General features: G+C 66.5%; 21 protein-coding genes. All 21 read left to right on the top strand.

The window, feature by feature from the left end; all coding sequences use genetic code 11:
- Positions 1 to 124: 124 nt before the first annotated feature.
- Positions 125 to 4,000 (top strand): DNA-directed RNA polymerase subunit beta', encoded by a 3,876-nt coding sequence (locus ABZS69_RS30650; RefSeq protein WP_355378624.1) that lies wholly within the window; start codon positions 125 to 127, stop codon positions 3,998 to 4,000.
- Between the two features lie 3,108 nt (positions 4,001 to 7,108).
- A complete protein-coding gene (locus ABZS69_RS30645; protein WP_355378623.1) occupies positions 7,109 to 7,291 on the top strand; it encodes a hypothetical protein in 183 nt (60 codons plus the stop codon).
- A gap of 956 nt (positions 7,292 to 8,247) precedes the next feature.
- Positions 8,248 to 8,622: a 30S ribosomal protein S12 gene (rpsL, locus tag ABZS69_RS30640; protein ID WP_020542315.1), complete on the top strand. Its 375-nt coding sequence runs from the start codon at positions 8,248 to 8,250 to the stop codon at positions 8,620 to 8,622.
- 2 nt (positions 8,623 to 8,624) lie between these two features.
- Entirely contained in the window at positions 8,625 to 9,095 is a 471-nt protein-coding gene (gene rpsG / locus ABZS69_RS30635) for a 30S ribosomal protein S7 (RefSeq protein ID WP_020542314.1), read from the top strand.
- Positions 9,096 to 9,134: 39 nt separating this feature from the next.
- Entirely contained in the window at positions 9,135 to 11,234 is a 2,100-nt protein-coding gene (gene fusA / locus ABZS69_RS30630) for an elongation factor G (RefSeq protein WP_355378620.1), read from the top strand.
- A gap of 181 nt (positions 11,235 to 11,415) precedes the next feature.
- Complete coding sequence (gene tuf / locus ABZS69_RS30625; RefSeq protein WP_355378619.1) at positions 11,416 to 12,609, top strand: elongation factor Tu; 1,194 nt, start codon at positions 11,416 to 11,418, stop codon at positions 12,607 to 12,609.
- A 259-nt stretch (positions 12,610 to 12,868) separates the two neighbouring features.
- Positions 12,869 to 13,177 carry a 30S ribosomal protein S10 gene (rpsJ, locus tag ABZS69_RS30620; RefSeq protein ID WP_012887830.1) on the top strand — a complete coding sequence of 103 codons (309 nt, stop codon included), beginning with the start codon at positions 12,869 to 12,871 and terminating at the stop codon, positions 13,175 to 13,177.
- A gap of 14 nt (positions 13,178 to 13,191) precedes the next feature.
- Positions 13,192 to 13,845 carry a 50S ribosomal protein L3 gene (rplC, locus tag ABZS69_RS30615; RefSeq protein WP_355378617.1) on the top strand — a complete coding sequence of 218 codons (654 nt, stop codon included), beginning with the start codon at positions 13,192 to 13,194 and terminating at the stop codon, positions 13,843 to 13,845.
- Positions 13,842 to 14,492, top strand: coding sequence for a 50S ribosomal protein L4 (gene rplD / locus ABZS69_RS30610; protein WP_355378615.1), 651 nt, complete (start codon positions 13,842 to 13,844; stop codon positions 14,490 to 14,492). Before rplC ends, rplD begins: the two co-directional genes overlap by 4 nt.
- Positions 14,492 to 14,794 carry a 50S ribosomal protein L23 gene (gene rplW / locus ABZS69_RS30605; RefSeq protein ID WP_350730984.1) on the top strand — a complete coding sequence of 101 codons (303 nt, stop codon included), beginning with the start codon at positions 14,492 to 14,494 and terminating at the stop codon, positions 14,792 to 14,794. The genes rplD and rplW overlap by 1 nt, the downstream gene beginning before the upstream one ends.
- A 108-nt stretch (positions 14,795 to 14,902) precedes the next feature.
- Positions 14,903 to 15,739 (top strand): 50S ribosomal protein L2, encoded by an 837-nt coding sequence (gene rplB / locus ABZS69_RS30600; protein WP_355378614.1) that lies wholly within the window; start codon positions 14,903 to 14,905, stop codon positions 15,737 to 15,739.
- Between the two features lie 11 nt (positions 15,740 to 15,750).
- Positions 15,751 to 16,029, top strand: coding sequence for a 30S ribosomal protein S19 (rpsS, locus tag ABZS69_RS30595; protein WP_192789896.1), 279 nt, complete (start codon positions 15,751 to 15,753; stop codon positions 16,027 to 16,029).
- 24 nt (positions 16,030 to 16,053) lie between these two features.
- Entirely contained in the window at positions 16,054 to 16,407 is a 354-nt protein-coding gene (gene rplV, locus ABZS69_RS30590; RefSeq protein WP_020542306.1) for a 50S ribosomal protein L22, read from the top strand.
- Positions 16,407 to 17,255, top strand: a complete 849-nt coding sequence (gene rpsC, locus ABZS69_RS30585; protein WP_355378612.1) for a 30S ribosomal protein S3 — start codon at positions 16,407 to 16,409, stop codon at positions 17,253 to 17,255. Before rplV ends, rpsC begins: the two co-directional genes overlap by 1 nt.
- Positions 17,256 to 17,257: 2 nt before the next feature.
- On the top strand, positions 17,258 to 17,677 hold the full coding sequence (rplP, locus tag ABZS69_RS30580) for a 50S ribosomal protein L16 (protein ID WP_355378611.1): 420 nt from the start codon (positions 17,258 to 17,260) through the stop codon (positions 17,675 to 17,677).
- Positions 17,677 to 17,913, top strand: a complete 237-nt coding sequence (gene rpmC, locus ABZS69_RS30575) for a 50S ribosomal protein L29 (RefSeq protein WP_106253417.1) — start codon at positions 17,677 to 17,679, stop codon at positions 17,911 to 17,913. The genes rplP and rpmC overlap by 1 nt, the downstream gene beginning before the upstream one ends.
- Positions 17,906 to 18,190 (top strand): 30S ribosomal protein S17, encoded by a 285-nt coding sequence (gene rpsQ / locus ABZS69_RS30570; protein WP_185070626.1) that lies wholly within the window; start codon positions 17,906 to 17,908, stop codon positions 18,188 to 18,190. The genes rpmC and rpsQ overlap by 8 nt, the downstream gene beginning before the upstream one ends.
- A gap of 197 nt (positions 18,191 to 18,387) precedes the next feature.
- Positions 18,388 to 18,759: a 50S ribosomal protein L14 gene (rplN, locus tag ABZS69_RS30565; RefSeq protein WP_106253399.1), complete on the top strand. Its 372-nt coding sequence runs from the start codon at positions 18,388 to 18,390 to the stop codon at positions 18,757 to 18,759.
- Between the two features lie 11 nt (positions 18,760 to 18,770).
- The gene (rplX, locus tag ABZS69_RS30560; RefSeq protein WP_355378631.1) at positions 18,771 to 19,064 is read left to right on the top strand and encodes a 50S ribosomal protein L24; all 294 of its coding nucleotides are present in this window, start codon (positions 18,771 to 18,773) and stop codon (positions 19,062 to 19,064) included.
- Positions 19,064 to 19,639, top strand: a complete 576-nt coding sequence (gene rplE / locus ABZS69_RS30555) for a 50S ribosomal protein L5 (protein ID WP_106253395.1) — start codon at positions 19,064 to 19,066, stop codon at positions 19,637 to 19,639. Before rplX ends, rplE begins: the two co-directional genes overlap by 1 nt.
- 4 nt (positions 19,640 to 19,643) lie before the next feature.
- Positions 19,644 to 19,829: a type Z 30S ribosomal protein S14 gene (locus ABZS69_RS30550; RefSeq protein ID WP_090769707.1), complete on the top strand. Its 186-nt coding sequence runs from the start codon at positions 19,644 to 19,646 to the stop codon at positions 19,827 to 19,829.
- The last annotated feature ends 110 nt before the right edge of the window (positions 19,830 to 19,939 follow it).

Here is a 19,939-nt window from a genome sequence, read left to right as displayed (position 1 = left end):
GGCATGTCCATCGAGATGCGCGACACCGACGAGGACGTCTTCCGCGCGGCGGAAGAGCTCGGCATCGATCTGTCCCGGCGTGAGCCGAGCAGCGTGGAAGAAGTCTGAGGGGGAGATCGCACAAATGCTGGACGTCAACTTCTTCGACGAGCTCAGGATCGGCCTCGCGACGGCCGACGACATCCGTCAGTGGTCGCACGGCGAGGTCAAGAAGCCCGAGACCATCAACTACCGCACCCTCAAGCCGGAAAAGGACGGGCTCTTCTGCGAGAAGATCTTCGGTCCGACCCGCGACTGGGAGTGCTACTGCGGCAAGTACAAGCGGGTCCGGTTCAAGGGCATCATCTGTGAGCGCTGTGGCGTCGAGGTGACTCGCGCCAAGGTGCGTCGTGAGCGGATGGGCCACATCGAGCTGGCCGCGCCGGTCACGCACATCTGGTACTTCAAGGGCGTCCCGTCGCGCCTCGGCTACCTGCTCGACCTGGCCCCGAAGGACCTGGAGAAGGTCATCTACTTCGCGGCGTACATGATCACGCATGTCGACACCGAGATGCGTGAGCGTGACCTGCCCTCGCTGGAGGCGAAGATCTCCGTCGAGCGGCAGCACGTCGAGCAGCGCCGCGACGCCGACGTCGAGGCCCGGCAGAAGAAGCTCGAGGCCGACCTGGCCGAGCTCGAGGCCGCCGGCGCCAAGGGCGACCAGCGCCGTAAGGTCCGCGAGGGCGCCGAGCGCGAGATGCGCCAGCTCCGCGACCGGGCCCAGCGCGAGCTGGACCGGCTCGAGGAGGTCTGGAGCCGCTTCAAGAACCTCAAGGTCCAGGACCTCGAGGGCGACGAGCTGCTCTACCGCGAGATGCGCGACCGCTTCGGCCGCTACTTCAAGGGCGGCATGGGCGCGCAGGCGATCCAGGACCGCCTGATCAGCTTCGACCTCGATGCCGAGGCCGAAAACCTGCGCGAGACCATCCGCAGCGGCAAGGGCCAGAAGAAGGCCCGCGCGCTCAAGCGGCTCAAGGTCGTGTCGGCGTTCCTGAACACGACCAACTCGCCGCGCGGCATGGTGCTCGACTGCATCCCGGTCATCCCGCCGGACCTGCGCCCGATGGTGCAGCTCGACGGTGGCCGGTTCGCCACCTCCGACCTGAACGACCTCTACCGCCGGGTCATCAACCGCAACAACCGCCTCAAGCGGCTTCTCGACCTCGGCGCACCCGAGATCATCGTGAACAACGAGAAGCGGATGCTGCAGGAGGCCGTCGACGCGCTGTTCGACAACGGCCGTCGCGGTCGCCCGGTCACCGGCCCCGGCAACAGGCCGCTGAAGTCCCTGAGCGACATGCTCAAGGGTAAGCAGGGTCGTTTCCGCCAGAACCTGCTGGGCAAGCGAGTCGACTACTCCGGCCGTTCGGTCATCGTCGTCGGCCCGCAGCTCAAGCTGCACCAGTGCGGTCTGCCCAAGCAGATGGCGCTGGAGCTGTTCAAGCCGTTCGTGATGAAGCGGCTGGTTGACCTCAACCACGCCCAGAACATCAAGTCGGCCAAGCGGATGGTCGAGCGCGCCCGCCCCGTGGTGTGGGACGTGCTCGAAGAGGTCATCACCGAGCACCCCGTGCTGCTCAACCGCGCTCCGACGCTCCACCGCCTGGGCATCCAGGCGTTCGAGCCGCAGCTGGTCGAGGGCAAGGCCATCCAGATCCACCCGCTCGTCTGCACCGCGTTCAACGCGGACTTCGACGGCGACCAGATGGCCGTGCACCTGCCGCTGTCGGCTGAGGCCCAGGCCGAGGCACGCATCCTGATGCTCTCGACCAACAACATCCTCAAGCCGGCCGACGGCAAGCCCGTGACGATGCCCACCCAGGACATGGTCATCGGCCTCTACTGGCTGACCACCCACAAGGACGGCGCAGCGGGCGAGGGCCGCGTGTTCGGCTCGATCGCCGAGGCGCAGATGGCCTTCGACCGTCGCGAGCTGGAGATTCAGGCGAAGATCCAGATCCGGCTGAAGGACGTCCTGCCGCCGCGCGAGTGGGTTGCGCCCGAGGGCTGGGAGCAGGGTGACCCGATCCGGCTGGAGACCACGTTCGGCCGGTGCCTGTTCAACCAGACGCTGCCCGAGAGCTACCCGTTCGTCGACTTCCAGGTCGGCAAGAAGCAGCTGTCCACGATCGTGAACGAGCTGGCGGAGACCTACCCCAAGATCGAGGTCGCCGCTTCGCTCGACGCGCTCAAGGACGCCGGCTTCCGCTGGGCGACGCGCTCCGGGGTCACGATCTCGATCGAGGACGTCGTCGCGCCGCCGAACAAGACCGACATCATGGAAAACTACGAGCGCCGGGCCGACAAGGTCCAGCGGGAGTACGAGCGCGGTCTGATCACCGACGAGGAGCGCCGTCAGGAGCTCATCGAGATCTGGACGCACGCGACGGCCGACGTCGAGACCGACATGGTCAACGCCTTCCCGGCGACCAACCCGGTCTGGATGATGGTCAACTCCGGCGCCCGTGGTAACAAGATGCAGGTCCGGCAGATCGCCGGCATCCGCGGCCTGGTGTCCAACACCAAGGGTGAGACGATCCCGCGGCCGATCAAGGCCTCGTTCCGCGAGGGCCTGTCGGTGCTGGAGTACTTCATCTCCACCCACGGTCAGCGGAAGGGTCTGGCCGACACCGCCCTGCGTACCGCCGACTCGGGTTACCTGACCCGTCGTCTGGTGGACGTGGCGCAGGACGTCATCGTGCGCGAGATCGACTGCGGCACCGACCGCGCCGTCCCGCTGCACGTCGGCGAGCGCGACGCGTCGGGCAACCTCGTCAAGGCCGAGAACGCCGAGTCCAACGTGCACGGCCGCATCCTGGCCGAGGACGTCGAGGTCGACGGCAAGGTCATCGCGGCGGCGGGTGTCGACATCAACGACATCCACGTCACCGCGCTGGTCCAGGCCGGCATCGAGACCGTCCGCACCCGCAGCGCGCTCGTCTGCGAGGCCAAGATCGGTGTCTGCGCGACCTGCTACGGCCGCTCGCTGGCCACCGGCAAGCTCGTGGACGTCGGCGAGGCGGTCGGCATCATCGCCGCCCAGTCGATCGGTGAGCCGGGCACGCAGCTGACCATGCGTACGTTCCACACCGGTGGTGTGGCCGGCGCCGACATCACCCACGGTCTGCCCCGTGTCACGGAGCTGTTCGAGGCGCGCATCCCCAAGGGTGTCGCCCCGATCTCCGAGGCCGAGGGCCGGGCTCGCATCGACGAGACCGACAAGACCAGGAAGATCGTCATCACTCCGGACGACGGCTCGGAAGAGATCGCCTACCCGGTGTCGATGCGCTCGCGCCTGCTCGTGCAGGACGGTCAGCGGATCACGGTCGGGCAGCAGCTCGTCGCCGGCGCGGTCAACCCCAACGAGGTGCTGCGCATCCTCGGCCCGCGGGCCGTGCAGCTGCACCTGGTGGCGGAGGTCCAGCAGGTCTACCGGTCGCAGGGTGTGTCGATCCACGACAAGCACATCGAGATCATCGTGCGGCAGATGCTCAAGCGCGTGAACGTGCTCGAGTCCGGTGACACCGACCTGCTGCCCGGCGAGCTCGTGGAGCGCCCGCGCTTCGAGCTGATGAACCGCGAGACGGTGGCGGAGGGCGGCTCGCCGGCCGCCGGCCGTCCGGTCCTCATGGGCATCACCAAGGCGTCGCTGGCCACCGAGTCGTGGCTGTCGGCGGCCTCCTTCCAGGAGACGACCAGGGTGCTGACGGACGCGGCGATTCACGCCAAGTCCGACTCGCTGCTGGGCCTGAAGGAGAACGTCATCATCGGTAAGCTCATCCCGGCCGGCACGGGCATGCCCCAGTACCGGAACATCCGGGTGGAGCCCACCGAGGAGGCCAAGGCCGCCATGTACACCGTGGGCGGCTACGACGGCTCCGCCGCCGACTACACCTTCGGGACCGGCAGCGGCGAGGCTGTCCCGCTGGAGGAGTACGACTTCGGTCAGTACAACCGGTGATGTTCTTCTAGTCGCTGGGTGACGCGCCCGGGCTCCCGCTCTTGGGAGCCCGGGCGCGCTGCGTTCCGGGCCCTTTCGTCACGGCGGATCTGTTACGGCGAAGCACGGCGAGCACCACCCGCCGTACGGCCTGCCAACCCTCCAGAAGCCGCCCGCTGCCCCTCCACTGGCCCGCCACCGCTACGGCGCCCTCTGACCAGCCCGACGGCTCCACCCTCACCCACCGGCGGCTCCGCGACCACACGCTCCGCGGCTGCGTGCACTAGCACCGCACCCAGCGCACGAACCGCCACCGCCGCCCCAGTCCCCGCCGTACTGGCGTCGCACGTGTCGCCTTCCGCGTGTCGTCTTCTGCTGTCCCCTGGCTCGCCGCACTGGCATTCCGCCGGTAAGGGATCCATTTCGCCCGCTGGGGCGTGGTGTGGTGGACCAGCCACACGCGTTGCGTCAGGCTCCGCTGTCTTACGCGCGCTCCGTCCACGGCACGGTCGCCTTCCGCCGATGGAGGTTTGCCCCGTCCGCTGGGGTTCGGCGATCTGCGGCACCATGTCCGACAACATGTTTCGAGGTGAAGCAATAGCGCTGGAATTCGATCTGAGGAATGCATCAAGCTCCTCCAAGTGTCTTCTTATCACAGGTGTGGAGCGCTTGGAAAAGTGGATAATTGAACGCGGGTGTATATGATTTCCGCGAGAATTTCGGGAGCTGCGGGACGTGAAGATTTTTAACGGCCTTCGGTAATTTTGTGGTTGACGAGCGTTCTTGTGGGATCGTCTTTCGTGTCGCAATTGAGATAAATCATACCTTTGTCGACGTCTGTCCGTCGCCCGCTTGTAGCCGGAGTGCAGGAGCGGTCTCCTGGTGGCGTACAGCGCCCGGCTCGTGCGATCGTCGCTGTTCCTGGTGCCCGTGCTGCGGGTCGAGGCGGCGCTAGGGCTGGTTGGCTCCTTCCCTGTAGGGGCTGGTACGCATTTGGCCGGGATCGTGATCGAGTGAGTTCTGGGCGTGTCAGAGCTGTAGATATCGACGATATTAAAAGTGTTCCCTCTCTGGCTGACTGGCTGATTTTCAAGTATGGTCGGCTGGTTTGGATTTCTGGCCGTGATTCGTATGTACGCCTGGCATTGGAAACGTTGCATGGGTGTTCCTGTATCAGGCGATGATCTCGGTGTGATGCGTTTGTCTGGAGTGCCGATGAGGCGTTTACCTCCTCAACGATCTGCCCGTGGTCGTGGTCGAACTCGCCGATGACGAAGTTGCGGTCGAGGCCCCTGCTGCTGGTTGAGGAGCGACTGAACTGGATGCCTCGGTAACTGCTTCTGCTACATCTGCTGCTCCTACTCGAGCGCTTGTCCGTGGAGCGCGAGCGCCGCCACGGCGGTGTCCGTGTTTGTTCTTTTGGGTGCCGATAAGGCGAATGGGGCCCATGTGGTGACGGTTATCGAGCGGGCAAACGACGGCCATCCGGCCGCTGCTCGCACGCGCGGGGTCGTGGCCCTGGAACTGGAGTCCCTGCGAGTGGGCCGAGTCCTATGCGCAGGTGAACCGGCTGCTCGCAGAGACCGCCTGGGCGGAGGCTGGCCGCGGTGCTCGATCACGTCATCGGCGAGCTCGGCGCGTGCTCGTGGGGGTTGCGACGGGCGCTGCACATCAGGCGCGTTCTCTCTGGGCGGGAGTGGGGCCCAAGGTCAGAGTGGTGCTGCCGTGCGAGCTAAGGGGTGAGGCGGAGGAATTGGGTACGGCGTGTGAACGAGTGCGCCCGGGTTACGAGCTGGCCTGCCCGGGGTCGTCGTGCGGGAGTCTCTGGAGAAGGAGGAACGGCTGTGCGCCGCCGAGGCCGATCCCACGTTCCTCAGGGGGCTGACGCTGGTCAGGGGCGAGTCGGCGGCCGAACTGACGGAAGTGGCTCCTGGAAACCCGGTCAGACGACTCTCCTCAGGCCCTGCCGGACGGATCCGCCGTGCGAAACGCGCCACCGACTCGGCCGCGTTCCGGCACGAACTTGGGCAGCCGATCGCCATCGTAGAGGGTTGTCGCGACGGTACCGGGACCGCCACCTCAGGTGAGACTGCCGCCAAGCACGCTTCGCCTGTGGAGAGCGCCACTCGCGGGAACGCACCGCTCATGGTGCGGGCGGTGCTGCTGGTGGTTCACCACCGCAGTCGACGGCACCGTTGCTGCTGGTGATGTTGCTTCTAGCGGGGTCGCGGTTCGTGGTGCTGTTGGTAGGGGCAGCCGCTGCTGAGGGGCTGCTCGAGGCTGGGGAGCGCTCATGGCATCAAGCCCCTTGTCTGATAGACGCGCGGCGGCCTGGTGATCGCCGGGCAACTGGAGGGTGCGCGGCCTGACCCGCCGCTGGGGGCGCCGTGCTGGCTTGGCCACTGTGACGTGCCCCTAACCCACGCCGACCTGAACTCCGACCTCGCACTCTTTCCCATGAGCGCTGAACCGCCTCCCTCGCCGTCTGGGCTGTCCCTAACGCCGCCTGCGCTGTCCATCACGCAGCTGGGGCCGCTTTCCGTGATCGCCGATCTGTGTGGTCTGGCGATCTTTCGGGCCGAGCTGCGTCCCCACCCCAGGCTCTCCGGGTGGGAGGCCGGGACGACGGATCGTTTGGTGGAGTGACTGGCCGCCGCTGTGTATGAGGTCGCGACCGGGTCTGCGGACAGGGGGCGCGGGGAGGCTGCGCCGTGGTGGCGGGCGTGCGGTCATGCTCAGGGCTCTCAGGGCTGAGATGGACACGCGCGCCGGCCAAGGAGGCGGCTGGCCTGTTGTGCGTAAGCACCGTCGCGACGACGGTCGACGGTGGGACGGTCTCGGTGGCCCACGTCTGTGGCCACGGCCTTCACCTGGCCTGCCTGGTCGGCGCCGCTCGGCGGCCGGCAGCTTCCGACGAGTGGTGAGGTGTCGTTCTGGTGGTTGGCCAGCCTGCGGAGGAGACGGTGGCGGGTGGCGCTGCGATGCCGGCCGACGGCCTGTGCGAGCAGTTCGGGGTCTCTGGCGTGGTGCAGCCGGTCGCGTCGGCGCAGTTGGGGGCGTTGGCGAGGCGTGGCGCCTCAGGTTGGGGTGGCACGTCGGATGGGGCGGCGCCTGGTGAGGGTGTGGGGCGTGATCTGGTCAGCGTGGTTGGCGCGCGTGGTGCACCGGATCGATCAGACGGCCTTTGAGCAGGCCGTGGTCACCGTGGGGACGCTGTACGCGAGCGAGCGCGTGAACGTGATCCCCGTCCCCACCCACGTTGAGGCGGGGATGGAGATCACGGTCAAGGGCATGACGCGGAGGACACGGTGATCCGGGCCGTCGCTCGCGTCGCGCGACTGGTGGAAGGGGGCGGCGATAGCCGGTGTCGCCGTGGTGCCCAGGGTGCCGTTGGGTGTGAACGACCTGACTGCCGCCCCCTCGTCTGCCCACCGTGAGCGGTCTCCTGCCGCCCTCCCTTGTCCGCCCACCGTGAAGGGTCTCCTGCCACCCGCTCTCGTCTGCCCACCGTGAACGGCCCCCTGCCGCCCGCTCTCGTCCGCCTGGCGTGAGCGGCCCCGCTGTCACGGTCCTCATCCGCGTGGTGTGAGCGACCTCGCTGCCACCGGCCTCGTCCGCCATGCCCGCGCGGACGTCGCCGCCCCGGGCCCGTCGGTAGCGGGTGGCTCAGCCTGGGAGGACTTCTTCCTCTACGGTGTGCTCTCCGCCTGCTGGTACGCGGGCGCCGTTGCCCCCGAGACGCGTCTCTACCTCAGCGGGCGTCTCCGTCTACTGGTGAGGGTGCCCGGCCTGGTCGGATGTTCCTCGTATAGCGGGACTTTCCGTCCCGACCCCGCGCCCGGGCTGGGGGTAGGGGTCACCGTCGTGCAAACGGGTGTCCTGGCAGTACTTGCGAACCCGTCACAGTTCGCCCCTCCGTCCCGATATCATGGGTCCGGAGCAGTAGCCGGGTACTGATGAAAACGGTCTCGGCGTCCTGGAGTGGCAAGGCTTGTCCGCTTTGCCGTGCCGCTTTGACGTGTCGCAGAGGCCTGGGTAGTCTTGAGCTTCGTGCCCGTCTCTAGCGGGCTCTCGACCGTGCGCTCAATTGCGGGCGCGGGACGGCTTCCAGGCTCGTAAACCTCGCGGGACGTCTGCGTGAACAGCGCGACACGCCCGAGCGCGGGGGCACCGAGACGGGGAAAAATCAGCAGGTCATGACACCGGCAGTACCTGCGAAATGCATCACAACTGACGTAACACCGGCCAAGGCACGAAACGGAGTGGCAGTGCCCACTATTCAGCAGTTGGTCCGCAAGGGCCGGCAGGACAAGGTCTCCAAGACCAAGACTCCTGCCCTCAAGGGGAGTCCGCAGCGGCGCGGCGTGTGCCAGCGCGTGTACACCACGACCCCGAAGAAGCCCAACTCGGCACTGCGCAAGGTGGCCCGCGTTCGACTCACGAACGGCATCGAGGTCACGGCCTACATCCCGGGTGTGGGCCACAACCTGCAGGAGCACTCCATCGTGCTCGTGCGTGGCGGTCGTGTGAAGGACCTGCCCGGTGTTCGCTACAAGATCATCCGCGGTTCGCTCGACACCCAGGGTGTCCGCAACCGCAAGCAGGCCCGCAGCCGCTACGGCGCGAAGAAGGAGAAGAGCTAACAATGCCTCGCAAGGGTTCTCCTGGCCGTCGTCAGCTCATGGCTGACCCGGTTTACAGCTCGCCCCTGGTGACCGCCCTGATCAACAAGGTGCTTCTCGACGGCAAGCGCTCCATCGCGCAGTCGATCGTGTACGGCGCCCTCGAGGGCTGCAGGGAGAAGACCGGCAACGACCCGGTCGTCACCCTGAAGCGCGCGCTCGACAACGTCAAGCCGACCCTCGAGGTCCGCAGCCGCCGCGTCGGTGGCGCCACGTACCAGGTGCCGGTCGAGGTGCGCGCCGCGCGCAGCACCACCCTGGCCCTGCGCTGGCTGGTGCAGTACTCCCGCGCCCGCCGCGAGAAGACCATGACCGAGCGCCTCATGAACGAGCTCCTCGACGCCAGCAACGGCCTTGGGGCGAGTGTCAAGAAGCGCGAGGACACCCACAAGATGGCCGAGTCCAACAAGGCCTTCGCCCACTACCGCTGGTAACCCCGGCGGGTTCGACGAGACGACGAGGACGCGAGAGAAGTGGCCACCACGACCGCTCTTGACCTGGCCAAGGTCCGAAACATCGGGATCATGGCCCATATCGACGCGGGCAAGACCACCACGACCGAGCGCATCCTGTTCTACACCGGTATCAACTACAAGATCGGTGAGGTCCACGAGGGCGCTGCCACGATGGACTGGATGGAGCAGGAGCAGGAGCGCGGCATCACGATCACGTCTGCCGCGACCACCTGTGAGTGGATCGGTCACACCATCAACATCATCGACACCCCGGGTCACGTCGACTTCACCATCGAGGTGGAGCGCTCGCTCCGCGTCCTCGACGGTGCCGTCGCCGTGTTCGACGGCGTCGCGGGTGTCGAGCCGCAGTCGGAGACGGTGTGGCGCCAGGCTGACCGCTACGACGTCCCCCGGATCTGCTTCGTCAACAAGATGGACCGTGTCGGCGCGGAGTTCCACCGCTGCGTCGACATGATGATCAGCCGTCTGGGCGCGACCCCGGCTGTCATCCAGCTTCCTTGGGGCGTTGAGGCCGACTTCAAGGGCGTCATCGACCTCATCAAGATGAAGGGTTACCTCTGGAGCGCCGAGGCGGCCAAGGGCGAGATGTACGACACCGTCGACATCCCGGCCGACCACGCCGAGGCCGCTCGCGAGTGGCGTGACCGCCTCATCGAGACGGTCGCCGAGAACGACGACGAGCTGATGGAGCTCTTCCTCGAGGGCGTCGAGCCCACCGAGGAGCAGCTGGTCGCGGCCATCCGCCGCGCGACGCTGGCCAGCGCCATCAACCCGGTGCTCTGCGGCACCGCGTTCAAGAACAAGGGCGTGCAGCCCCTGCTCGACGCGATCGTCGCCTTCCTCCCCGCGCCGACCGACATCCCGGCCTTCAAGGGCCACGCGGTCGGCCACGAGGACAAGGTCATCGAGCGTCACGCCGACCCGACCGAGCCGTTCTCCGCTCTGGCCTTCAAGATCGCGAGCGACCCGCACCTGGGCAAGCTCACCTACATCCGCATCTACTCGGGCACGCTCGAGACCGGTTCACAGGTCGTCAACTCTGTGAAGGGTAAGAAGGAGCGGATCGGCAAGATCTACCAGATGCACGCCAACAAGCGCGAGGAGCGCCCGACGGCGATCGCCGGCCAGATCGTCGCGGTCATGGGTCTGAAGGACACCACGACCGGCGACACCCTGTCCGACCCGACCCACCAGGTCGTGCTCGAGTCGATGACGTTCCCGGCTCCGGTCATCAACGTCGCCATCGAGCCCAAGACCAAGGGCGACCAGGAGAAGCTGTCGACCGCCATCCAGCGGCTGGCCGAGGAGGACCCGTCCTTCCAGGTTCGCCGCGACGAGGAGACCGGTCAGACGGTCATCTGGGGCATGGGCGAGCTTCACCTGGAGATCCTCGTCGACCGTATGCGTCGCGAGTTCAAGGTCGAGGCCAACGTCGGCCGCCCGCAGGTGGCCTACCGCGAGACCATCCGCCGCAAGGTGGAGAAGCTCGACTACACCCACAAGAAGCAGACCGGTGGTTCCGGTCAGTTCGCTCGGGTGATCATCAACCTCGAGCCGCTGGGTGAGGGCAACGACGGCTACGAGTTCGAGAACAAGGTCACGGGTGGTCGTGTCCCGAGGGAGTACATCCCGTCGGTCGACGCGGGCGCCCAGGAGGCCGCCGAGTTCGGCGTGCTGGCCGGCTACCCGATGGTGGGCGTGAAGGTGACGCTCGTCGACGGTGCCGCGCACGACGTCGACTCCTCGGAAATGGCGTTCAAGATCGCCGGCTCGATGGCCTTCAAGGAGGCCGCGCGCAAGGCGGACGCAGTGCTTCTCGAGCCGATGATGGCCGTCGAGGTCACCACGCCCGAGGACTACATGGGTGATGTCATCGGTGACCTCAACGGTCGCCGCGGACAGATCCAGTCTATGGACGAGCGGGCCGGCGCCCGTCTCGTCACGGCGCTCGTGCCGCTGTCTGAGATGTTCGGCTACGTGGGTGACCTGCGTAGCAAGACGCAGGGGCGTGCGAGCTACAGCATGCAGTTCGACTCCTACTCGGAGGTGCCCCCGGGCATCGCCAAGGAGATCGTCGCGAAGGCCCGGGGCGAATAGTTCCAGGTCCTGAGGTGGCCGGGGTTGGTGGAGATCGTCGCCCCGCTGCCAAGGGACCCGGGGCGAATGAAGTCCTGGTCCCTGGTGGGGTGGCGAGAGCCACCCCACCGCCAAGGGGTTCGGGTGTTCCCGGGCCCGAGTGTGTAGACGAAAGTCAGTCAGATTCTCAAGGAGAGAACCAGTGGGCAAGGCCAAGTTCGAGCGGACTAAGCCGCACATGAACATCGGCACCATTGGACACATCGACCACGGCAAGACCACGCTGACCGCGGCGATCACCAAGGTGCTTCACGACCGTTTCCCCGAGCTGAACAAGGCGACCCCGTTCGACAAGATCGACAAGGCGCCCGAGGAGAAGGCTCGCGGCATTACGATCTCCATCGCGCACGTCGAGTACCAGACGGAGAAGCGTCACTACGCTCACGTTGACTGCCCTGGTCACGCCGACTACGTGAAGAACATGATCACCGGTGCCGCTCAGATGGACGGTGCGATCCTCGTGGTCGCCGCCACCGACGGCCCGATGCCGCAGACGAAGGAGCACGTCCTCCTGGCCCGCCAGGTCGGCGTCCCCTACATCGTCGTGGCCCTCAACAAGGCCGACATGGTCGACGACGAGGAGATCCTCGAGCTCGTCGAGCTTGAGGTCCGTGAGCTCCTGTCCGCTCAGGAGTTCCCCGGCGACGACCTGCCCGTCGTCCGCGTCTCCGCTCTCAAGGCTCTCGAGGGCGACCAGAAGTGGGCCGACAGCATCATCGAGCTGATGAACGCCGTCGACGAGAACGTGCCCGAGCCGCCGCGTGAGACGGACAAGCCGTTCCTCATGCCGGTCGAGGACGTCTTCTCGATCACCGGTCGCGGTACGGTCGTCACCGGCCGTATCGAGCGTGGTGTCGTCAAGATCAACGAGCAGGTCGACATCATCGGCATCAAGACCGAGAAGACCACCACCACCGTCACCAGCATCGAGATGTTCAACAAGATGCTCGACGAGGGTCACGCGGGTGACAACGCCGCCCTGCTGCTCCGTGGCATCAAGCGCGACGACGTCGAGCGCGGCCAGTGCATCATCAAGCCGGGCACGACCACCCCGCACACCGAGTTCAACGGCCAGGTCTACATCCTGTCCAAGGACGAGGGCGGCCGCCACACGCCGTTCTTCAACAACTACCGCCCGCAGTTCTACTTCCGTACGACTGACGTGACCGGTGTCGTGAACCTCCCCGAGGGCACGGAGATGGTCATGCCGGGCGACAACACCGAAATGCGCGTTGAGCTGATCCAGCCCATCGCCATGGAGGAAGGCCTCAAGTTCGCGATCCGTGAGGGTGGCCGCACCGTCGGCGCCGGCCGGGTCGTGAAGATCATCAAGTAGCTAGACCGTCGGGGCGGCGGTCGGCCCCGGACTTCTGGGACCGACCGCCGAACCACGTCAGGGACCTCATGTAAGAGGCCGTGATCCAGCAGTCGCTTCGGCCGCGGACATATGACCGAAGTCACTGCCGGATCACGGAAGAAAAGGCAGATCCACTGCGTCTGCCTCGTGGGGTCTGGCAGGTTCGACCTGCACCAATACAGCGGCAACAGGCCGCACGATACTTTTTCAGACGACAGCGAAGGACACCGAGGCCACTATGGCGGGACAGAAGATCCGCATCCGGCTTAAGGCCTATGACCACGAGGTCATCGACAGCTCGGCCAAGAAGATCGTCGAGACGGTGACGCGGACTGGCGCGAAGGTCGCGGGCCCGGTGCCGCTGCCGACCGAGAAGAACGTGTACTGCGTCATCCGCTCGCCGCACAAGTACAAGGACAGCCGCGAGCACTTCGAGATGCGCACGCACAAGCGGCTGATTGACATCATCGACCCGACCCCCAAGACGGTTGACTCGCTCATGCGTCTCGACCTTCCCGCGGGTGTCGACATTTCGATCAAGCTCTGAGGGAACGCACTGACATGGCTAAGACGATCAAGGGCGTCCTGGGCAAGAAGCTCGGCATGACCCAGGTCTTCGACGCGGACAACCGGCTGGTGCCGGTGACCGTGGTCGAGGCCGGTCCGTGCGTGGTGACCCGGGTCCGCACCGCAGAGAAGGACGGCTACTCCGCCATCCAGCTCGGCTTCGGGCAGGTCGACCCCAGGAAGGTCAACAAGCCGCTCGGCGACTACCTGCGTAAGCACGACATCACCCCGCGCCGTTACTTCGCGGAGATCCGCACCGACGACGCGAGCGACTACAACCTGGGCCAGGAGCTGCTGGCCGACACCTTCGAGGCCGGCCAGTTCGTCGACGTGACGGGCAAGAGCAAGGGCAAGGGCTTCGCCGGTGTCATGAAGCGGCACGGCTTCAGTGGTCTGGGCGCGTCGCACGGTACGCAGCGCAAGCACCGCTCGCCGGGTTCCATCGGTGGCTGCGCCACCCCGGGCCGCGTTTTCAAGGGTCTGCGCATGGCTGGTCGGATGGGTAACGTCCGCACCACTGTGCAGAGCCTGAAGGTTCACTCCGTGGACGCCGAGAAGGGTCTCATCCTGATCAAGGGTGCGATCCCCGGCGCCAACGGAAGCCTGGTCCTCGTCCGTACCGCTGCCAAGAAGGGGGCTGCCAAGTGAGCACCACTATTGACGTCCTCGACGCCAGCGGCGCCAAGGCCGGCACGGTCGACCTGCCCGAAGACATCTTCGGCGCCAAGGTCAACGTGCCGCTGATCCACCAGGTGGTCGTGGCCCAGCTCGCCGCTCGCCGGCAGGGCACCCACAAGGCCAAGACCCGTGGTGAGGTCTCCGGCGGCGGCAAGAAGCCGTACCGCCAGAAGGGCACCGGCCGCGCCCGTCAGGGCTCGACCCGCGCGCCGCAGTTCGCCGGCGGTGGCGTCGTCCACGGTCCCGTGCCGCGCGACTACTCGCAGCGCACGCCCAAGAAGATGAAGGCCGCCGCCCTGCGTGGCGCCCTCTCCGACCGGGCTGGCGGCGGCCGCGTCCACGTGGTCAGCACGCTGGTCGCGGGCGAGACGCCCAAGACCAAGGCCGCCCTGGAGGCGCTGCGCAAGATCACCCAGGCTCCGCGCGTTCTCGTCGTGGTCGACGAGGCCGACGAGCTGACGTGGCTGAGCCTGCGTAACGCTCCCGAGGTCCACCTGCTGGACGCGGGGCAGCTCAACACGTACGACGTGCTCGTGGCGGACGACGTGGTCTTCACGCAGGAGGCGTACGACCAGGTCGTCGCCCGCCTGAGCGACAGCGGGAAGGAAGAGGCCTGATGGAGAAGATCGCCGACCCGCGCGACATCATCATCAAGCCGGTCGTCTCTGAGAAGAGCTACGGCCTGATCGATGAGAACAACAAGTACACGTTCCTGGTGAAGAACACCGCCAACAAGACCCAGGTCAAGATCGCGGTTGAGCAGATCTTCGGGGTCAAGGTCACCAGCGTGAACACGATCAACCGGCAGGGCAAGCGCAAGCGCACCCGTACCGGTTTCGGCAAGCGTCCCGACACCAAGCGCGCGATCGTGAGCCTGGTCGAGGGCGATCGGATCGACATCTTCGGTCAGATCGGCTAGCAGCGCCATAGAAGTGAGCGCGGGCCGCATGGCCCACGCGGGGCTGAGACCGTCGCGCTTCCGCGCGGCGGGCTCACCCATGTAACCGACGAAGGATGAACGAAAAAGATGGGCATCCGTAAGTACAAGCCGACGACCCCGGGTCGCCGCGGGTCGAGTGTCTCGGACTTCTCCGAGATCACCCGCAGCACGCCCGAGAAGTCGCTGCTTGCGCCCCTTCACAGCAAGGGCGGCCGTAACGTACACGGCCGGGTGACCGCCCGCCACCAGGGCGGCGGTCACAAGCGCGCCTACCGGATCATTGACTTCCGTAGGCATGACAAGGACGGCATTCCGGCCAAGGTCGCTCACATCGAGTACGACCCCAACCGCACCGCCAACATCGCTCTGCTCCACTACGCCGACGGCGAGAAGCGCTACATCATCGCGCCGACCGGCATCAAGCAGGGCGACCGTATCGAGAACGGCCCCACTGCCGACATCAAGCCGGGCAACTGCCTGCCGCTGCGCAACATCCCGACCGGTACCTTCATCCACGCGGTGGAGCTCCGTCCGGGCGGCGGCGCCAAGCTCGGCCGTTCCGCGGGCGCCCAGATCCAGCTGCTCGCCAAGGAAGGCCAGTACGCGACCCTGCGTATGCCGTCCGGTGAAATGCGCATGGTCGACGTGCGCTGCCGGGCGACGGTCGGCCAGGTCGGCAACGCCGAGCAGGCCAACATCAACTGGGGCAAGGCCGGCCGTATGCGGTGGAAGGGCAAGCGCCCCACCGTCCGCGGTGTCGCGATGAACCCCGTCGACCACCCGCACGGTGGTGGTGAGGGCAAGACCTCCGGTGGTCGCCACCCGGTGAACCCGAAGGGCAAGCCCGAGGGCCGCACCCGTCAGGCCAACAAGGCCAGCGACCGGTTGATCATCCGTCGCCGGAGCAAGAGGAAGAAGCGGTAGGAGCAGCCGAAATGCCACGTAGCCTTAAGAAGGGTCCCTTCGTGGACGGTCACCTTCAGAAGAAGGTCGACGTCCAGAACGAGAAGGGCACCAAGAACGTCATCAAGACGTGGTCGCGGCGCTCCATGATCGTTCCCGACATGCTCGGGCACACGATCGCCGTGCACGACGGCCGCAAGCACGTCCCGGTCTTCGTGACCGAGTCGATGATCGGCCACAAGCTGGGAGAGTTCGCCCCCACGCGGACCTTCCGCAGCCACGTCAAGGAAGACCGCCGCAGCCGGCGGTAAGCGTCCCGGAAGTAGGAGAAAGCGATGGAAGCCAGGGCTCAGGCGCGGTTCGTCCGTGTCACGCCCCAGAAGGCCCGCCGTGTGGTGGACCTCATTCGCGGGCTGCCCGCTTCGGAGGCGCAGGCCGTGCTGCAGTTCGCTCCCCAGTCGGCGAGCGAACCGATCTACAAGGTGCTCAGCAGCGCTATGGCGAACGCGGAGCACAACTTCGACCTCGACCCGCAGACGCTCGTCGTCAGCCGGGCGTGGGTCGACGAGGGCCCGACGCTGAAGCGGTTTCGCCCGCGTGCACAGGGTCGTGCCTATCGGATCAACAAGCGGACGAGCCACATCACTGTGATCGTGGAGTCCCGCGAGCCGAAGGGAAGGACCCGATAGTGGGCCAGAAGGTTAACCCGCACGGGTTCCGCCTCGGCATCACGACCGACTTCAAGAGCCGGTGGTACGCCGACAAGCTGTACAAGTCGTACGTCGCCGAGGACGTGGCGATCCGCCGCATGCTGCAGAAGGGCATGGAGCGGGCCGGCATCTCCAAGGTCGAGATCGAGCGCACGACGGACCGCGTTCAGGTGGACATCCACACCGCGCGTCCGGGCATCGTGATCGGCCGCCGCGGCGCCGAGGCGGACCGTATCCGTGGCGACCTGGAGAAGCTGACCAAGAAGCAGGTCCAGCTCAACATCCTCGAGGTCAAGAACCCGGAGATCGACGCGCAGCTCGTCGCGCAGGGCGTGGCCGAGCAGCTGTCCAGCCGTGTGTCGTTCCGTCGCGCCATGCGCAAGGCGATGCAGTCGGCCATGAAGTCCGGCGCCAAGGGCATCCGTGTCCAGTGCGCCGGTCGTCTGGGCGGCGCCGAGATGTCGCGGTCGGAGTTCTACCGCGAGGGCCGCGTGCCGCTGCACACCCTCCGCGCGGACATCGACTACGGCTTCTACGAGGCCCGCACGACCTTCGGCCGCATCGGCGTGAAGGTCTGGATCTACAAGGGCGAGGCTCCGACCAGCCGCGCCGAGCGTGAGGCGGCTGCCGCCGGCGCTCGTGCCGGCCAGCGTCGCGAGCGTGACGACCGTCGTGGTGGTGGCGGCGACCGTCCGCGTCGTGGTGGCGGCGACCGCCCCCGTCGCGGTGGCGGTGGCCGTGGCGACCGCGCCCCCCGCACTGAGGCGGCCTCGCAGGCCGCCCCCGAGACCGGCCCGGCTGCGCAGCCGGGTGCTGAAGGGAGCTGACCATGCTGATCCCGCGCAGGGTCAAGCACCGCAAGCAGCACCGGCCTGACCGCAGCGGAGCCGCCAAGGGCGGCACCAGGGTCACGTTCGGCGAGTTCGGCATTCAGGCGGTTGAGCACTCCTACGTGACCAACCGTCAGATCGAGTCGGCTCGTATCGCCATGACCCGTCACATCCGCCGTGGCGGCAAGGTGTGGATCAACATCTACCCCGACCGTCCGCTCACGAAGAAGCCCGCTGAGACCCGCATGGGTTCCGGTAAGGGTTCGCCGGAGTGGTGGATCGCCAACGTCAAGCCCGGACGCGTGATGTTCGAGCTGTCCGGCGTGGCGGAGTCGGTCGCACGTGAGGCGCTCACCAGGGCGATCCACAAGCTGCCGATGAAGTGCAAGATCGTTAAGCGTGAAGTGGGTGAGGCGTGATGGCTAAGGGCCTGACCGCCGGCGAGCTGCGGCTCGAGGACGAGGACACCCTCGTCCAGAAGCTGAAGGAGGCGAAGGAGGAGCTGTTCAACCTCCGCTTCCAGGCGGCGACCGGTCAGTTGGAGAGCCACGGGCGGCTGCGCGCCGTCCGCCGCGAGATCGCCCGTATCTACACCGTGATGCGCGAGCGGGAGCTCGGCATCGTCACGGTCGAGAAGGAGACGAGCGATGGCTGAGACCGAGACCACTGAGACGAACGAGCAGCGGAACTTCCGCAAGGTCCGCGAGGGCCTTGTCGTGAGCGACAAGATGGACAAGACCGTCGTCGTCGCCGTCGAGGACCGCGTCAAGCACCGTCTGTACGGCAAGGTCATCCGCCGTACGACCAAGTACAAGGCACACGACGAGGCCAACGCCTGCGGCGTCGGCGACCGCGTGCTGCTCATGGAGACCCGCCCCCTCTCCGCCACCAAGCGGTGGAGGGTCGTGGAGATCCTCGAGAAGGCCAAGTAACAACAGCCTTCCCGACATATACCGCGCCTCGTGGGGGCTCTGAGAGCCCCCATGACGGCGTCCAAGGACGCGGGGCCACACGTGGTCTCGCGTCGCCTGCGGTGCGGCGCCTACGGGCGTTGTGGCCGTGGGAACAAGACAACAACGGTTCCGCCAGGCTCAGAGATGAGAACCGGCGCGACTAACAGGAGTTCAAAGTGATCCAGCAGGAGTCGCGGCTCAAGGTCGCCGACAACACGGGGGCGAAGGAAATCCTTTGCATCCGTGTGCTCGGTGGCTCGGGCCGACGCTACGCCGGTATCGGCGACATCATCGTCGCCACTGTCAAGGACGCGCTGCCGGGCAGCACGGGCGTCAAGAAGGGCGACGTGGTCAAGGCCGTCATCGTCCGCACGGTCAAGGAGCGCCGCCGGCCCGACGGCTCCTACATCCGCTTCGACGAGAACGCCGCCGTCATCATCAAGGACAGCGGTGACCCTCGCGGCACTCGTATCTTCGGCCCGGTCGGCCGCGAGCTGCGTGACAAGAAGTTCATGCGGATCATCTCGCTCGCCCCGGAGGTGCTGTGATGCCGAAGTCGCTGCATGTGAAGAAGGGTGACCTGGTCCAGGTCATCGCCGGCAAGGACAAGGGTGCCAAGGGTCACGTGATCGCCACGTTCCCGCGCGAGGACCGCGTGGTGGTCGAGGGCATCAACATGATCAAGAAGCACTCCAAGGAGACCCACCAGGGTCCGCGCGGCGCCAAGACGGGCGGCGTGCAGACCATGGAGGGCCCCATCCACGTCTCGAACGTGAAGAAGCTCAAGGACGACAAGCCCGCCGAGAAGAAGGCCGACGAGAAGAAGGCCGACGAGACGGGTGAGGACAGCTGATGACTGCCACGACCACTGAGACCGAGCGCCCGACGCCGCGACTCAAGACGAAGTACCGCGAGGAGATCGCGGCCCAGCTTCGCGAGCAGTTCGGCATCGAGAACGTCATGCAGATCCCGGCGCTGACCAAGATCAAGGTCAACATGGGTGTCGGCGAGGCGGCTCGCGACTCGAAGCTCATCGAGGGCGCCGTCCGCGACCTCACCGTGATCACCGGCCAGAAGCCGGCCGTCGTCCGGGCGCGCAAGTCCATCGCCCAGTTCAAGCTGCGCGAGGGCATGCCGATCGGCGCGCACGTCACGCTGCGCGGCGACCGTATGTGGGAGTTCCTCGACCGGCTGCTGGCGCTGGCCCTGCCCCGTATCCGGGACTTCCGGGGCCTGTCGCCCAAGCAGTTCGACGGCAACGGCAACTACACCTTCGGTCTGACCGAGCAGGTCATGTTCCACGAGGTCGACCAGGACAAGGTCGACCGGCCGCGGGGCATGGACATCACGATCGTGACCACCGCGAAGAACGACGACCAGGGCCGGGCGCTGCTGAAGCTCCTCGGCTTCCCGTTCAAGGAGGCCTGATCCAATGGCGAAGAAGTCGCTGATCGCCAAGGCGGGGCGCAAGCAGAAGTTCGAGGTCCGGGCGTACACCCGTTGCACGCGTTGTGGCCGGCCGCGCGCCGTCTACCGCAAGTTCGGGCTCTGCCGCGTGTGCTTCCGCGAGATGGCGCACCGGGGCGAGCTGCCCGGCATCACCAAGTCGAGCTGGTAGATAACCTTAGGGGCGGCCTCGTGCCGCCCCTGGGTGATCATATTTTCAGAAGAAGACCAGGGCGCTCTCAAAGAGCGTCCATGACCGCGCCGAAGGTCCACCGGCAGAGC

The organism is Nonomuraea sp. NPDC005650, from assembly GCF_040605375.1.
Lineage (GTDB): Bacteria > Actinomycetota > Actinomycetes > Streptosporangiales > Streptosporangiaceae > Nonomuraea.
The sequence above is the reverse complement of the archived record's forward strand: the minus strand, read 5'-3'. Positions and strand labels throughout refer to the sequence as shown.